Source organism: Singulisphaera photorubra, from assembly GCF_045290345.1.
Classification (GTDB): domain Bacteria; phylum Planctomycetota; class Planctomycetia; order Isosphaerales; family Isosphaeraceae; genus Singulisphaera.
The window spans coordinates 10,182,242-10,197,691 of sequence record NZ_CP155447.1 but is presented as its reverse complement, the minus strand read 5'-3'; the positions used below and the strand labels follow the sequence as shown (position 1 = coordinate 10,197,691).

Below are 15,450 nucleotides of genomic sequence, written 5' to 3'. Positions count from 1 at the left end.
GGGTGTCATACCAATGAGTGCGCGCCAACGGATCTTGGCTCTGTCCGTGATTTCAGTCTTGAGCGTGGGAGGGACCGTGACTGCCGACGAAGGAATGTGGGTGTTTAACAACCTGCCGCTGAAGGCGTTGAAGCAGCGGTACAACTTCGAGCCGAACCCCGCCTGGGTCGAACGCCTCCGTTCTTCGGCCGTCCGCTTCAATAGTGGCGGTTCGGGCTCGTTCGTCTCGGCCGACGGACTGGTGATGACCAATCATCACGTTGGCGCGGATATGCTTCACAAGATCAGCACGGCCGGCAAGGACTATCTCAAGGAGGGTTTCCTGGCCAAGACTCGAGCCGAGGAGATCAAGGCCCCTGACCTCGAGCTGAACGTCCTGGTGGATCTCCAGGACGTCACCGACCGTGTCCTGGCCGCGGTCAAGCCGGGCATGGGCGATTCCGAAGCAGGGGCCGCCAAGCGGAAAGCGATGGCGACGATCGAGAAGGAGTCGCTCGACAAGTCGGGCCTCCGGAGCGACGTCGTCACCCTCTACCAGGGAGGGCAGTACGCGCTTTATACCTATAAGAAGTACACCGATGTTCGACTCGTCTTCGCCCCCGAGTTCGAGATCGCCTTCTTCGGCGGTGACCCGGATAATTTTGAATTTCCCCGGTACGACCTCGACGTCTGTTTCTTCCGTGCCTACGAGAATGACAAGCCGGCGCAGCCCAAGCATTACCTGAACTGGAGTCCCGCGGGGAGCAAGGACGGCGACCTGATCTTCGTGGCCGGACACCCCGGCAAGACCAGCCGCTTGAACACAGTCGCCCACCTGGAATACCTCAGAGACGTTTCGTTCCCCTTCTCCCTCGAGATCCTCCACGCCCGCGAGGCGTTTCTGCAGGAGTACGGCAAGAAAGGGCCTGAGCAGACCAGGCAAGCGAAGGACGAGCTATTCGGCTATCAAAACTCCCGGAAGGCCCGGGAAGGGGGCCTGAAGGGCTTGAAGGACGAGTCGCTCATGGCGCGCAAACGCGAGGCTGAGCAAACGCTTCGAACGCGGATCAAGGCCGATCAAGCCGCCCAGGCGGCCTATGGATCGGCCTGGGACAAGATCGCGGCCTCGCACCAGGTTGCGACCAAGATCGCCAAGCGGTTCAACATGCTCGAGCGGGGATTTGCGTTCGATTCGACCCTCTTTCAAGTCGCTCGTACGCTGGTTCGCCTCGCCCAGGAGCAAGAGAAGCCGAACGGCGACCGGCTTCGAGAGTTCCGCGAATCCGCCATCGAGTCGCTCCAGCTCGCGCTGTTCTCGGATGCCCCCATCTATCCCGAGTTCGAGGAAGCCAAGCTGGCCCACTCCTTGACGTTCTGGAAGAATTTGATGGGTGACACCGACCCGATGATCTCCCGAGTCCTTCATGGGCGGACCCCCGAGGAGACTGCCAAGGAACTGGTCCGTGGCACCAAGCTTGCCGACGTCTCACTCCGTCGCGCCATCGCAAAGGGCGGCTTGAAGGCCCTGCTCGAGCTCGATGATCCGATGATCAAGCTTGCCCTGGCGATCGACGCCGACGCTCGCTCACTCCGGACCCAGTACGAAGACGAAGTCGAGGATGTCCTCTCCGCGCAGTACGCCGGGATCGCCAAGGCGGCCTTCGAGGCCCAGGGGGATTCCGTCTACCCCGATGCGACATTCACCCTGCGTCTCGCCTTCGGAACGGTGAAGGGCTACGAAGCGAGGGGCAAGCACGTTCCCCCCTACACCACCATTGGCGGAGCCTTCAAGCATGCCGACGCCCATGGGAATACCCCCCCTTATGTGATTCCGCCGAGCTGGCATCAAGCGAAGAAAGATGGACGCTTGAGCCTCGATACCGCGATGAACTTTGTCTCGACGGCTGACATCATCGGCGGAAATTCGGGAAGTCCGGTCGTCAATCGTGACAACGAGGTCGTTGGACTCATCTTTGATGGGAATGTCGACTCGCTTGTGCTCGACTTTGCCTATGACGATCAGTCCGCCCGGGCGATCTCGGTCGACTCCCGGGCGATCATCGAGGCCTTGAAGTCAGTTTATCGCGCGGATGACCTTGTGGGAGAACTTATGCGTCAGCGTTGATCCCCCGAAAATGACAACCCTGGATCATCGAAGGCTTGGCATGCTGATTGCGTGTCAAGCCTTTGTTGTTAGCGGTTTTCGTCAAAAGCCTGGGGGAATTGGTCATTCCCCCAATCGCGGCGGCCTCATTCGTCGATTGCAGTCAATCCGAACTCACACGATCTATGCTTTTTTGTGGCACTTGACAAAGTGTAGAGCCTCGCAACTATACTAAGTAGATTCAGCCCTGCGATCGGCCAGGTCGTACCATTTTCAGTCATGGGTGTGCGTGCATTGATTTGGCTGTTCCGCTGAGAGAAACGGCAAGGTGCCCTCGTACCTTTTTGGGCGGCCGATTTCAGCGTCAAGCCGTTCGTCCACTTAAACAGAATAGGAATTCGCTCGATTATGAGCTGGGTTCTCCGTCGCTCAATCTCACTGGCTTTTCTTGGTTGCGGCCTGATAGCGATGGGCTGCGGGTCGCGGGATGAACTTCCTCGCGAGCCCCTTTCGGGAACTGTGACCCTGGCTGGGAAGCCGGTAACGTCGGGCTCGATTACCTTCATGCCGAGTGACTCGAATTCCCCAGGTACGGGGGCCACCGCTCAAATCTTGGATGGGGCTTACGATGTACCCAAAGTTTCGGGATTAATCCCAGGGACATATCGGGTCACGATTTCGCAAATTGAAGAGGGGTCGAAGCAAGCCGCGGCAAATGCCCAACCTGGAGACGGTGACGCGCCTCTCATGAAAGAACTGATCCCTGCCAAGTACAACACCAAAAGTACGCTTCAAGCTGAAGTGGTCAAGGACGGAAAGAATGTCTTTGATTTCTCGCTGGATGCAAAGTGATCAAAGTGTCCAGCGATCGATTTCCCTTTTTTTGGGATCTGAGTTTTTGAAAGTATTCATTTCACGCTTCACTGGCAGCTTTACTTTTGTCCATGGCCTGGAAAGAGATATGAGGACTATGCCCGAGATTCGTCGAAGAGGTTTTACACTCATTGAATTGTTGGTGGTGATTGCGATTATCGCCGTCCTGATCGCTTTACTTTTGCCCGCGGTTCAGGCGGCACGCGAGGCTGCCCGACGCGCCCAGTGCGTCAACAACATGAAGCAGATCGGCCTCGCGATGCACAATTACCACGATACGGTGGGATCGCTGCCAAGTGGGACCTCCGGTTGCTGTAACGGGACCTGGCAGGCTTTCATTTTGCCGTATATGGAGCAAAGTGCGCTGGCCAACGCGTACAACTTCTCCCGACCGCGATACTCCGACGCGTGGAATACCACTGTAACCTATAGCTATGTAAGTGCTCTGCTCTGCCCGAGCGATACCCCGAGCAAGCCGACCAGCACGAGTCTTGGCACTGCGAATTCGGGCAAACTCACCGCGCACAATTATTTCGTGAATTTCGGCCAGACGGATATCGACCAGCAGAACCTTGTGAACGGCGTCCCTTTTCTGGGTGCCCCCTTCGGCTGGATCGCCCCCTATAACAATGCCAACCATTCGGCCAGTCCCAATAAAGGCCAAGTGGTGACTCTCGCAGGCATTACTGATGGCACGAGCAACACGATTTTCGCTTCGGAGATGCTCGTCGGAAAAGGTCCCGATGTCCGGGGCGTGACTTGGTGGGCCGACGCCACCGGATTCACCACGCAGTTGGCTCCGAACTCCAAAATACCGGACGCGATGTACTCCGCCGCGGCGTGCGGATGCACGACGACCAATGGAGTTCTGAACTGCAATGGAAATTCCCCATGCGTGGTGGTCGCAGCGCTTGCCCCACTTTACCAAGCTGCTCGTAGCCGCCACTCCGGTGGAGTCACCGTGACCATGGGGGACGGTAGCGTCAAGTTCATCAAAGACTCGATCAGCCTGGGCGTCTGGCGAGCACTCAGCTCCAGCCGCGGCGGCGAAATCATTAGCGCGGATGCTTATTGATCACGGACTTTCCGATTTCTGCTACTCTACTCTCCTCTCCTTTCCTTGAGGGAACTCTTGGAGGAGAGGATTTTCATTTCGAAGGACGCCCTCCATGATGAATCTGCTTTTCGCGATGCTACTGCCGTTGTTGATCGATCCAGAACCGGCGAGTTCGACGGAGTTGCTTCGGCTGGCGACGTTTAATATCCACCACGCCGAAGGAACTGATGGGAACCTTGATGTAGGACGGGTCGTGAAGGTTGTTCACGACTCCGATGTCATCGCGTTTCAGGAAGTTGATGTCCGATTCGGCGAGCGTAGTCAGTTCGCCGATCAGGCCGAGGAACTCGCGAAGGCGCTTGGTGGTGAGGTCGCTTTTGGTGGGAACCTCATCAGGGACAAAGGAGCGTATGGAGTCGCCCTCGTCAGCAAGTACCCAATTCTTGCGAAGCGCAACCATCCGCTCCCTCGCTCAGCGGGCCGAGAGAACGCCGAGCCTCGCGGACTACTTGAAGTGACAATCGACGTAAAAGGTCGACCGATTCGCGTTTATGTCACTCACTTGGCCCACGACTCTGCGGCAGATCGCCGGCTTCAGGTTGAGGCCGTCCGCAAGGTAATTGCCAGCAAGAGTGGTCCCGCGATTTTGATGGGTGACCTGAACTTCCGGCCGGAATCCGATCACTACAAGCGACTGCTCGCCGCCGAAGCGGAAATGCCTGCGTTGCTGGTCGACTCCTGGACACAGGTCGGCAAGGGGAATGGACACAGTATTGGTCTGAAAGGGAAGTCACCCGGAAGGATCGACTACATCCTCGTCTCCCCGGATCTGGCGGATGGGCTCGAAGAGATCCATGTCGATACGGAGACCATTGCATCCGACCATCAGCCAGTTCTTGCGGAGCTTCGACTCAAACCAGTCGCGCCTCGTACCACAAGTACATCTTCCTCGCCAAGCCGAGTTTCGCCCTAAGCCGGGCCGTTCGCGTTCTCAAACCCTATTTCTGAGAAACGTGCGGTTTTTAGCACCTCGTTCGACGATGCGGCAATCCATTTTTTCGGCTCTCAATGCAAATGGCCCTGGACAATGAGTCCAGGGCCATTTTATAAGTCTCTGCCGCAAGACACGAGGACATGCGAGTCATGACTCGCGGTGGCCTCGCTCATCGGGGGCGGCCGCCACCGTGCCCTGGCCGGTGATGTCCGCCGTGATGATGCCCGCCACCGTACCACGGCCAGTTGTATCCACCGCCGTACCACGGTCGGTAATATCCCCCGCCGTACCAGGGACGGTGATGACCTCCGTGGTGTCCGCCGTGATGCCCCCCGTGGTGCCCCCCGTGGTGTCCGCCATGGTGCCCCCCACCGGGACCTCCGCGGCGAAAGTTTTGCGCCTTTGCCGCTGTGGGCGTCAGGCAACCCACCGCGAACACCATGGCCACAATCCCAAGCATCTGAGCCGCAGTCTTCGTGATCCTCATGAGATCAAACTCCTCAACTACCGGTTGACTCAAGGTTGTGGGCGACTCGACATCAGTCCCCCTCTACCTCTTGTTATCCGCAACCAAGCGAATCAACGTGCAACGGTAAATTGAGTTCTTGATCTTTGATCACTTGACACGATCCGGTTTTGAGAACTTGGGTCTGCTGACGCCGCTCCAAAAATTTGACGTCAGGTTTTGCGGACTGTGATTAGCTTGTAAGCCTTGATTCATGGGACTCGAAGGCAGATTTGAGTCGTGATAGGTGATATCACGAGATCGAGGTCAGCAGACCTTCGAGCGGATCCCTTTGTCATCATCATCATTGGCAGGCTTGCGCATCCCTTTTTCGAGGCCAGGGAAAAGGATGGAGGGATGGGCATCGCCTTCATCCGAGGAGGGGAGCGTCGAGCCGGTCAAGGATGCGAGTTGATCTTCGAGAGTCGCCAGCCGGCGAACCATCGCGACGTAGTCCCACCCGAAGGCCATCGTCGTCTGGATCTGATCGGCCAGTTCGTCCTGTCGGCCGCTCAGAAGATCCTGACGATACGCCAATGCTTCGTTCTGCCGACCCAATTCTGCCGCCAACTCCCCATGCTGCCGCTTCATCGCGTCCGCGTCGATGCGCAAGGCGAAGACGCGGTTCTCATGGTTGTCCAGACGGTCGGCGAGGTATTGGAAGATCTCAACCTGGCGGAGGAAAATCGGACGGAGCACTCGACGCATCACACGACGAGCCACGACGAGAACAGCACGCGGTCCCTTCATGGCATGGGAACCTGCGTTATAGAATGCAAAATCTTGCATGAAATTACTCCTTCCTTGGAGTCGAGGGGGAACGCCGAGCCGGCCTTTGGCGATCTTCTGGGGTCACATATCGATGTCGAACCGTCCGTGTTCAACACTGAGATCTGTGAGCAGGTGAAAAAAAGTCAATCCCATCGGCGGTTGTCTAGGCACAATAGGGTTCTTGAATGAGCACGCTTGTCAGTTTTTCGGCAAGCAGTGCGAGCCGGTAGACCTCGTCGGTCGTTCCTGCCCCGTCACGCGTTTGTCGGGCGGCCTTGGTCAGGATCCGCTCGATCTTTGGCAAGAGTTTATCGAGGTGGAAGTCCCGGCGGACAGCCAAGGCGCCCCGGCGGCCGATCGGCTCGAGATCGACCCGACGATCGAGGATTTCGCCAAACATGAAGGCGAACCCCTCGCTGGTTCGAGGCACCTTGAGGCAATGGACACCGTGGACCAGCCACTCGCTGTTACCACTGATGGTCGACATCACTGTGACGCAGCCACTCGGGGCTGCCTCGAGTGGCGCGAACGCACAGGGCTCGCGGAGTCGCGCGGGAAAGGCGAACACATCGTAGTCTTGATAGGCCGCGATCAGTTCAGCCTGCTTCAGGCTGCCACGAAGAGTGACAAGGCCGGTCAGGTGGTTCGTCTTGATGAGATCGCCGTAAAAGCTGTCGTTGACCTGACCGAAGATATCGAGCGAGAAGTTGTCGCGTCCCTGGTCGCGCAAGCTGGCGGCGGCCTTGATGAGGAGGTCCATCCCCTTATCGTAGCACCGGTCAATGTGTGCAGCGGAAGCCACAATCCGCAATGGCCGATCGCCCTGGTAGAACTCGGAACGGAGCGGCGGCACCGGGCCGGCGACCCAGTTGGGCACGATCTCAACCTCACCTTGAAGCCGGATCCCTCGACGCTCGATCTCGTCCACCAACTGCTGGCTGCAAGCGATGGTGTGGCCGTGAAGCTGCTTTTCAATTTCGCGAGCCAAAGCCGGGATGACCCGATTGTCGACCTGGCAGAGGGTGGCAGGGACGTCGTCCATCAAGTGCCAGACCCAGGGCACACGCAGATGGTGGAGCGTTGCCATCAGGCCGAGCCCTCCGATGCCGGTCAGCATCCAGACGTAGGCGACGTCGGGCTCGAAGTCTTCGAGTTCAGCCAGCAGGGCGTGAACATTGAAGGCGTTGATTCGATGGGACTCGGACTCGTCGAGGAGTTGAGTCACAGTCGCGCAGCGTGCCATATGGTAGTCGACCCACATGTCGGTCAGCCGGAGCGTTCGGCGCACGTGGGGAGGGCTGGCGACCGGTGTCCGGGGCGCGGTGGTCAAGACGCGAACTTCGTGGCCACGGGCCCGCAAGTTCTCAACGACCTGACGGCAGCCCATCTCGTAGCCGCCCAGAGCGTCGGGAGGATAGAGGTTGCTGATCACCAGAATTTTCACGCCGCCACCTCCCATGCGCGGGCGATCAAGGGCTCATAGACTTCGACCAGTCGGGCGCCTGCGACCCGATAGTCGTACTCTTGCTCGACCACGAGCCGGGCCTGTCGTCCCATCGTCTCGACGAGATCGGGGTCGGCGGCAAGAGTCCGCAGTTGTTCGGCGAGTTGGTCGGGGTCGTCGAACACGAAGCCGGTCTCCCCTTCGCGGATGAACTCGGGCATGGCCGCGACTCGCGAGCTGATGGCCGGAGTTCCGCAGGCCATTGCTTCGAGGATGGAGAACCCCATCAACTCCGGTGCGCGATGCATGTTGCCATAACAATCAATATAGACTGATGGCAAGATGTTGGCCCAGGCTTTGCGGTAAAGTTCGAGGATTCGGTCATCATCGGCATCGGTGATGAACTCGACTTGCTTCCCCACGGCCGCTTCTTGAAGTTTCAGGAAAAACCCCTCGTCATAGGGTCGCCCGCAGACAGTTAGTGGGAGTTCGGCCGGCATGGCCGCGACGAGCTGGTCGATCCCCTTGTGCGGCAAGAGCCGGCCGACGAAGAGGACGCGGTCGCGTTTGACCGGACTGGGCGGGGGAGTGAATCGTGACGCATCAACCCCCCCCTTGATGATTTCGATCGGGGTCGAGGTCTGAAAGAAGGACGCGGCGAAGTCCGACTGGGCGATGATCTGGTCGGCCAGGTCGAGGATCCCCAGATGCTGGACGAACGGACTGGAGGTTCCGCCGTGGTCGGTGACGCAGATCGGTTTGCGGAGTTGCTTGGCGACGAGAAGACCTAGCTCGGAACAGCGGGTGTAGGCCTGGTGAATGTGGACCAAGTCGGCGTCGGCCAGGGCCTCGGGAAGCTCCCAGGACACCATGTCCAGCGGGTGCGCTGGCTTTCCGGCCGCCGTCAGGATCCGCAACGAGACACCGGGGGCGATCTCCCGTCGGAACGAGGAGGGCCCGAACGAGACCAGCTCGACCTCATATTTCCCTGCCGAGCTCTCGACGACCCCCTTGGCCAGGTTCAGAGGATATCGTTCGCCCCCACCCAAGTAACACTGCTCGTCGAAGTAGAGAGGCGCCAGGTAGGCGATCTTCCTCACGCTCATCAACCACCTCTATGTTCGCGGTCATCCCTTGTGGAACGCGATTCCGACACGACCCACCTCGCGAAAGGTCGCGCGAGGCTTCGCCGGAAATATTTATGCATGCTTTGAATGGCGATCGAAGTGGTGTAAACCTGGGCGCAAACGCCTTCTATCCGATGATCGCAGGTCGGTCAAGTCCAGTCGGGTCAACGTGGGAATCCTTCTCGGTTTGCGAAAAGTCCTCAAGGGCGACCGGTCTGCGACTGATGTTTGTAATAGGTGTATGTTTTCTTGTTTGCTGTTATGCGAGAATTGACTCTTGAAGGAGTGACGCGGTGAGCTGCTCGGCCATTCGGGCCAGGCGATAGGCGTCGTGGGAGGAGCCGGCGATCCCTTTCGCGCGTCCCGCGGCGTCGAAGAGGAGCTGCTCAATCCGCGGGATGATGGCGTCGATGTGGAAGTCTCGCCAGGCCGCGGCCGCACCTCGTCTCGCGATCGGCTCAGGGTCGATCCGCTGCTCGATCACGTCGGTGAAGGCGCGGGCGAAGGCCTCCGGAGTCCGATCGGCTTTGAGGCAGTGGAGCCCGTGGACCAGCCACTCGGCGATCCCGCACTGGCGGGAGATGATCGGCACGCATCCTCGGGCCACGGCCTCGAGCGGGACGAGTCCGAACGGCTCGCGCTCGAGAGTGGGGAAGGCAAACAGGTCGTATTCCTTGTAGGTCTCCAGAAGGAGCTTCTGGGGCAGCACCCCCTTGAGGATGACGTGGTCGGCCAGGTCGAGCTTTCGAATCAGTTGCAGAAGCCATTGGTCATAGAGGTTGCCGTACATATGGACCGAGAAGTCATGGTGACCGGCGTCGCGGAGCCGGGCGGCCGCCTCGATCAGGATGTCGCTCCCCTTGAACTGGGCGACCTGGCCGGCGGCCATGATCCGGAGGTGGCCGCCGCGATAGTAGTTGGCCCGCTCGGGCTCCTGCGGTCCGGTGATCCAGTACGGGATCGTTTCGACGCGGTCGCCCAGCTTGAGTCCGCACTCCTCGGTTTCCTGGCGGACACGTTCGCTCACGACGATGTAGGTCCCTCGGATCCGCCGCGTGAATTCCTCGGCCAACATCGGAAAGGTGCGCCGCTCGGTGCTGCAGAGGATCCGGGGGATACAGTCGCCGAGTTGCCAGACCCAGGGGACGTCGAGAAACTGGAGGCAGGCCATCAGGCCGAACCCGCCGAGACCGGTGACGGCACAGACGAAGACGGCGTCGGGCTGAAACTCATCGAGCACGGTGGTCAGGGCGTGAACGTTGTAGGAGTTGACGAGTCTCGACTCGGCCTCGTCCAGGCGATAGCCGAGGGGGTGCTTGCTCATCCCGTTCGGATTCCACTCGTCGGTCAACTTGAGCCGGCGGAGGACGTGGGGGGGGGAGTCGACCGGGAGCCGAGGCGCTGCGGTCAGCACCCGAACGTCGTGTCCTCGGCCGCGGAGGGCATCAACGACATGGGAGCAGCCAAGTTCATAGCCGCCGACGAAATCGGGAGGATACAAGTTACTGAGTGCAAGGATCTTCATCGGTCGGCAAGCCTCGGACGAGGAGAATCCATTCAGGCGGCGATCGCCTCTTCTAGGAGCGAGGCGGTGAGCTGCTCGGCCATTCGGGCCAGGCGATAGGCATCGTGGGAGGAGCCGGCGATCCCCTTGGCTTGGCCCGCGGCGCGAACCAAGAGCCGCTCGATCCGGGGCAGGATGGCGTCGAGATGAAAGTCACGCCAGGCGGCTGTCGCGCCTCGGCGGGCGAGCGGTTGAAGGTCGATTCGCTGCTCGATGACCTCGGCGAAGACGCGGGCGAACGCTTCCGGCGTCCGTTCGGCCTTCAAGCAATGAACCCCATGAACGAGCCATTCCGCGATCCCGCAACGTCGGGAGATGATCGGCACGCAGCCGCGAGCGACCGCCTCGAGCGGGACGAGTCCGAACGGTTCGCGCTCGAGGGTGGGAAAGGCGAACAGGTCGTAGTCGCGATAGGCCTCGAGCAAGAGCGAGTGCGGGAGCACCCCCTGGAGGATCACATGATTCGCGAGGTGGAGTGAATGGATCAACGAGGGGAGGTCGGGCTGATGGACCTTGCCGTAGATGTGGACCGAGAAGTCGTCGTGACCGGAGTCGCGGAGCCGGGCCGCCGCTTCGATCAAAACATCGGTCCCTTTCCATCTCGCAACCTGACCGGCGGTCATGATGCGAAGGTGCCCGCCGCGATAGAAACCACGATGGGTTGCCCCACTGGTCCCGGTGATCCAGTTGGGGATGGTCTCCACATGTCCCTGGAGCCGGATCCCGCCGACCTCGATCTCACGACGCAACTGGTCGCTGACCACGATGTAATGGCCGCGAATATGCTGGGAGAAGGCTTCGGCCAGCCCAGGGATCACGCGCTGCCTGGTACTGCAGAGATGGTGCGGGACCCGATCGCCGAGCTGCCAGACCCAGGGGATATCGAGGAACTGGAGGCAGGCCATCAGGCCGAACCCACCGAGCCCGGTAATGGCACAGACGTAGACGACGTCGGGTTGAAACTCCTCGAGCACGGTGGTCAGCGCGTGAACGTTGTAGGCGCTGACGAGTCTCGACTCGGCCTCGTCGCGACGAAAGGCGAAGGGGCTCGTCCCCATGCCATTCTCCGACCACTCGTCGATCAACTTGAAGCGGCGAAGCACGTGAGCCGGCGATCCGACCGGAAGCCGAGGGGCGGCGGTCAGGACTCGGACATCATGCCCGCGGTCGCGGAGTGCGTCGACGACGTCGGCGCACGCAAGCTCGTAGCCGCCGATGAAGTCGGGAGGGTAGAGATTGCTGAGCGCCAGGATTTTCAAGCGGCCGCCTCCCGGTACTTTGTGACCATCTCTTCATAGATGGCAAACATCTTCCGGCCCGCGACCCGGAGGTCGAACGCTTCCAGGACGACCTCGCGTCCACGGCGACCCATCCGCTCGACGAGAGCCGGGTCTTGCGAGAGCCGGAGCAACCGTTCGGTCAACTGATCGAGTTGATCGTACACGAACCCGGTCTCCCCCTCGTGGATGAACTCGGGCATCGCGCCGACCCGTGAGCAAATGGCGGGTGTGCCGGACGCCATCGACTCCAGGAGCGTCAGCCCCATCAATTCGGGAGCGACGTGATTTCCGCCGAAGCAATCCTGGTAGACGGATGGGAGGACGGTGACCCAGGACCGGTGATAAAGTGCGCGGATGGTCGCATCGTCGGCGTCCGTGACGAACTCCACCTCTTTGCCCTGTTCAATCGCGAGGTTGGAGATCAGCCAGGCGTAGTCCTTGTGGGTGGGGCGGCCGCAGACCGTCAGCCGAAGTCCCGGGGGAAGGGCCCTGATCAGTTGATCGATGCCCTTGTGGGGGAGCAGGCGTCCCACATAGAGCACGCGATCCCGATCGGTTGGGTGGGGCGCCGGCGAGAAGGTGGAGGCGTCGACGCCTCCCTTGACGATCGCGATCGGGGTTTTGGTCCAGTAGAGCGAGGCGCCGAAGTCGGAGTAGGCGATGACCCGATCGGCGAGCTCGAGGCTCCCCAGGTTCAGGCCGATCGTGCTCGCCGTGCCGCCATGATCGGTCATGCAGAGCGGTTTGTGCTGCTGCTTCGCGGCCAGGATGCCGAGTTCGCTCGACCTTGTGAACGGGGAGTGGATGTGGACGAGATCGGCGTCGGCAAGCGCGTCGGGAAGTTCCCACGAGGCGACGTTCGTCCGATCGCCGGGTCGATTGGCAATTTGGAGGACCCGGAGCGTCACCCCGGGTCGCATTGTTCTCCGCTCTGACTTCTCGCCGTAAGAAATCAGCTCGACAGCACACGTTCCGCCCGAGGCTTCGACAATGCCGGTGGCGAGGTTCAGAGGGTATCGTTCCCCTCCCCCCAGGCACGACTGCTCGTCGAAATAGAGCGGAGTCAGATAAGCGATCTTCCTCAGGCTCATGGTCCACCTCATCCTCGGAGCGACCGTCTAAATGCGTGAACCAGGCGCATTGGTTGCGCCCGCGACACTTGTGTCGGGGTGATCCGGTGTGGTCTCGAAAGGAGGGCGTCGAGGAGGTTGGCGGGATTTCTAACAGAGGTGGGCCGAGGGGTCAAGGCCGGTCGAACCGGCCAGGTGCGGGTCTGCGGGCAGGCAACATGGTCAAGTCAAGCGCACGGCAACCAGCCCACCGGAGCGGTGGACCGGTTGAGAACTCGGGAATAGGGGCGAGCCGGTCCCTCAGGAGAGGGACTCGGGAAGGCCGTTGAGCTCGACTCCCCCCTCGTTGAAAACGCCCATCCGGCGGAACTTGTCGTAGCGGCGCTGGAGCAGTTCCGAGCGGGGCAGCTCGGACACTTCGCGGAGCGAACGAATCAGGAAGGACTTCAGATTCGCGGCGGCCTCGCGATGGTCACGGTGGGCTCCCCCGAGTGGCTCGGCGATGGCGTCGTCGATGATCCCGAGCCGGAGCAAGTCGCGGCTGGTCATCTTCAGCGCCTCGGCGGCACGCGGGGCATGTTCGTTCGACTTCCAGAGGATGGTGGCGCAGCCTTCGGGGCTGATGACCGAGTAATAGGCGTGTTCGAGCATTGCCAGCCGGTCGCCGATCCCGATCCCGAGCGCTCCACCCGACCCGCCCTCGCCGATCACGACGCACACAATCGGGGTATCGAGCTGGCTCATCACCATGAGATTCTCGGCGATGATGGCGGCCTGACCGCGCTCTTCCGCGGCGATCCCGGGGTAGGCGCCTGGGGTATCGATGAAGGTGATGATCGGCAGCCCGTACTTGGCGGCCATCCTCATCTTCACCAAGGCCTTGCGATATCCTTCGGGATGGGCGCAGCCGAAGTTGCAGGCCGTCCGCTCGAGGAGATTCTTCCCCTTCTGATGCCCGATGAACATCACCTTGGTCTCGCCCAGGTGGGCCAGGCCGGTGACGATCGCCTTGTCATCGCCCATGGCGCGGTCGCCGTGCAACTCGACGAACTGATCGAAGATCAGGTCGATGTAGTCGCGCGTCTGCGGCCGGCTGGGGAGCCGTGAGACTTGCACGGTCTGCCAGGCTTCGAGGTTGGCGTAAATCGTTCGCTTCAGATTCGCCAGTTCGCGACGGAGACGGCGGATCTGCTCGGCGATCGCCGAGGAGTCCACTCCGGTTCGATTCTTTGAGTAGCCGACCTCCATCTCGGCCAGGCGCGCTTCCATTTCATAGATCTGCGCCTCGAACGGGAGCCGGTACTCGCTTGGGCTGGCCATTGGCAGAAACGTCCTTCAGCGATCGATCAAGTCTCATCCGACAAATCAAACCAGGCCGCGATCGGCCCAACCGACTCACATCGAGAAGCCACTATTCGCCGCGGGGGCGGGGTCGTCCTGAAAGATTCGGGTCCGCCGGAATCGACTCAGAAACTCTTCTAAATCCGCCAAGCGATCGGTCGTCCGCTTCTGGAGCATCGACAGCACGAGGTCGTTGAACTCGGGAGTGATGGCCTTGTTGTGTGCCGTGAGCGGGAGCGGGCGATCACTCAGATGCTTATTCAAAAGTTCCGAGGTCGAGTTCGCACGGAACGGCGGCCGTCCGCAAGTGATTTCATAGCAGGTGACCCCGAAGCTGTAAATATCGGCCGACGGAGTCGGCGGCTCGCACCGAATTTGCTCGGGGGCCATGTAGCTAGGAGTCCCCTGCCTCGGTGGCTTGCTGCCAAGCATTTTGCGAAGGGCGCCGAACGGCTTCAACGCCAGGGCGTAGTCGATGACTCGGGTCTCCCCCGACTTGTTCACCAAGATATTCTCGGGCTTGATGTCCCGATGAACCCAGCCCTTCTGGTGAAAGAAGAGCAAGCCGGTCGCTGCCTGCGTAATAATCCGATGAAGCTGCGCCGTCGGCATCGGGTAAACCGAGGGGCGTGCGATCGGCAGCTTGAGGTGAAACGACGGGAAGTGGTCCATGACAAAGTAGGGCTGGACCGGATCCCGGAAATACTCATGGACGTGGATCAAGTTGGGATGGCGCATCTGCATCCCCAACTTGGCCTCGAATTCGAACGACTTCCGCTCTGCCGAATCCTCGGCCCGGGACTCGAGAAGAAGTTTCAGCGCGAATCGCTTCCCAGTCGACTCCTGGATGACCTCGACGACAACCGAAGTTGCGCCGGGGTGGAGCGTACGGACCAAGCGGAAACCACCGATCTTCTCGCTACCGGCGATATTGGTATCCGCCGACACAGTTCGTCCTTCCCCTCGCGGAAACTCGGAAGTGCGCGAGACGTACGGGCTGCCCGCGCCGCTTGCTCGTTGCGATCTATCAGACGGAAGTTTATCAAAAGCGTGCGCCGACGACAACTTCGGCCAGAACCGGTCCATCGCTATTCTTGGCGATGGACCGTGTTCGGGGCGGTCTCATCCTTCTCCAGAGTCAGTCTCCGTGGGAAACCGACCGGATGCGCGGGCCTGGTCCAGCGTGCTTCCGGCTGGCCTGCGTTTGGGCGTCGTTCCAGAAGCGAGAGGGGAGTGTGCGCTCCCCTCTTGGGCTTCCAATCTGAATGGGAAAGGAGAGGGAAGGGACACTCCTCGCTCGCTCTGGGAACCGAAATCAGACTGAGGATCGTCCCGGTGCCC

The 15,450-nt window shown here is 60.5% G+C and carries 13 protein-coding genes; 4 read left to right on the top strand and 9 right to left on the bottom strand.

Annotated elements, in window-relative coordinates; genetic code table 11:
- The first annotated feature begins 13 nt into the window (after positions 1-13).
- From V5E97_RS38125 to V5E97_RS38110, 4 genes are all read left to right on the top strand, one after another.
- Complete coding sequence (locus tag V5E97_RS38125) at positions 14-2,104, top strand: S46 family peptidase (protein ID WP_406696773.1); 2,091 nt, start codon at positions 14-16, stop codon at positions 2,102-2,104.
- Positions 2,105-2,491: 387 nt separating this feature from the next.
- Entirely contained in the window at positions 2,492-2,935 is a 444-nt protein-coding gene (locus V5E97_RS38120) for a carboxypeptidase-like regulatory domain-containing protein (protein ID WP_406696772.1), read from the top strand.
- Positions 2,936-3,053: 118 nt separating this feature from the next.
- Positions 3,054-4,031, top strand: a complete 978-nt coding sequence (locus V5E97_RS38115; protein ID WP_406701280.1) for a DUF1559 family PulG-like putative transporter — start codon at positions 3,054-3,056, stop codon at positions 4,029-4,031.
- Between the two features lie 94 nt (positions 4,032-4,125).
- Positions 4,126-4,986 (top strand): endonuclease/exonuclease/phosphatase family protein, encoded by an 861-nt coding sequence (locus V5E97_RS38110; RefSeq protein ID WP_406696771.1) that lies wholly within the window; start codon positions 4,126-4,128, stop codon positions 4,984-4,986.
- A gap of 168 nt (positions 4,987-5,154) precedes the next feature.
- On the opposite strand, the gene V5E97_RS38105 is transcribed toward V5E97_RS38110, so the two are convergent.
- The 9 genes from V5E97_RS38105 to V5E97_RS38065 form a co-directional block, all read right to left on the bottom strand.
- Positions 5,155-5,367, bottom strand: a complete 213-nt coding sequence (locus V5E97_RS38105; RefSeq protein WP_406696769.1) for a hypothetical protein — start codon at positions 5,365-5,367, stop codon at positions 5,155-5,157.
- A gap of 412 nt (positions 5,368-5,779) precedes the next feature.
- The gene (locus V5E97_RS38100) at positions 5,780-6,301 is read right to left on the bottom strand and encodes a hypothetical protein (protein WP_406696768.1); all 522 of its coding nucleotides are present in this window, start codon (positions 6,299-6,301) and stop codon (positions 5,780-5,782) included.
- A 145-nt stretch (positions 6,302-6,446) separates the two neighbouring features.
- Positions 6,447-7,727 (bottom strand): glycosyltransferase family 4 protein, encoded by a 1,281-nt coding sequence (locus tag V5E97_RS38095; RefSeq protein WP_406696767.1) that lies wholly within the window; start codon positions 7,725-7,727, stop codon positions 6,447-6,449.
- The gene (locus tag V5E97_RS38090) at positions 7,724-8,833 is read right to left on the bottom strand and encodes a glycosyltransferase family 4 protein (RefSeq protein ID WP_406696766.1); all 1,110 of its coding nucleotides are present in this window, start codon (positions 8,831-8,833) and stop codon (positions 7,724-7,726) included. The genes V5E97_RS38095 and V5E97_RS38090 overlap by 4 nt, the downstream gene beginning before the upstream one ends.
- A gap of 280 nt (positions 8,834-9,113) precedes the next feature.
- Positions 9,114-10,379 carry a glycosyltransferase family 4 protein gene (locus V5E97_RS38085; RefSeq protein ID WP_406696765.1) on the bottom strand — a complete coding sequence of 422 codons (1,266 nt, stop codon included), beginning with the start codon at positions 10,377-10,379 and terminating at the stop codon, positions 9,114-9,116.
- Positions 10,380-10,411: 32 nt separating this feature from the next.
- Positions 10,412-11,677: a glycosyltransferase family 4 protein gene (locus tag V5E97_RS38080; RefSeq protein WP_406696764.1), complete on the bottom strand. Its 1,266-nt coding sequence runs from the start codon at positions 11,675-11,677 to the stop codon at positions 10,412-10,414.
- Complete coding sequence (locus V5E97_RS38075) at positions 11,674-12,789, bottom strand: glycosyltransferase family 4 protein (RefSeq protein ID WP_406696763.1); 1,116 nt, start codon at positions 12,787-12,789, stop codon at positions 11,674-11,676. The genes V5E97_RS38080 and V5E97_RS38075 overlap by 4 nt, the downstream gene beginning before the upstream one ends.
- Positions 12,790-13,068: 279 nt before the next feature.
- Positions 13,069-14,088, bottom strand: a complete 1,020-nt coding sequence (locus tag V5E97_RS38070) for an acetyl-CoA carboxylase carboxyltransferase subunit alpha (RefSeq protein WP_406696762.1) — start codon at positions 14,086-14,088, stop codon at positions 13,069-13,071.
- A gap of 75 nt (positions 14,089-14,163) precedes the next feature.
- A complete protein-coding gene (locus tag V5E97_RS38065; protein WP_406696761.1) occupies positions 14,164-15,057 on the bottom strand; it encodes a serine/threonine protein kinase in 894 nt (297 codons plus the stop codon).
- Positions 15,058-15,450 lie beyond the last annotated feature (393 nt).

Coding starts and splice junctions, on each gene's coding strand:
- V5E97_RS38125 (WP_406696773.1), top strand. CDS start 14: ATGAGTGCGCGCCAACGGATCTTGGCTCTGTCCGTGATTTCAGTCTTG.
- V5E97_RS38120 (WP_406696772.1), top strand. CDS start 2,492: ATGAGCTGGGTTCTCCGTCGCTCAATCTCACTGGCTTTTCTTGGTTGC.
- V5E97_RS38115 (WP_406701280.1), top strand. CDS start 3,054: ATGCCCGAGATTCGTCGAAGAGGTTTTACACTCATTGAATTGTTGGTG.
- V5E97_RS38110 (WP_406696771.1), top strand. CDS start 4,126: ATGATGAATCTGCTTTTCGCGATGCTACTGCCGTTGTTGATCGATCCA.
- V5E97_RS38105 (WP_406696769.1), bottom strand. CDS start 5,367: ATGGCGGACACCACGGGGGGCACCACGGGGGGCATCACGGCGGACACC.
- V5E97_RS38100 (WP_406696768.1), bottom strand. CDS start 6,301: ATGCAAGATTTTGCATTCTATAACGCAGGTTCCCATGCCATGAAGGGA.
- V5E97_RS38090 (WP_406696766.1), bottom strand. CDS start 8,833: ATGAGCGTGAGGAAGATCGCCTACCTGGCGCCTCTCTACTTCGACGAG.
- V5E97_RS38085 (WP_406696765.1), bottom strand. CDS start 10,379: ATGAAGATCCTTGCACTCAGTAACTTGTATCCTCCCGATTTCGTCGGC.
- V5E97_RS38075 (WP_406696763.1), bottom strand. CDS start 12,789: ATGAGCCTGAGGAAGATCGCTTATCTGACTCCGCTCTATTTCGACGAG.
- V5E97_RS38070 (WP_406696762.1), bottom strand. CDS start 14,088: ATGGCCAGCCCAAGCGAGTACCGGCTCCCGTTCGAGGCGCAGATCTAT.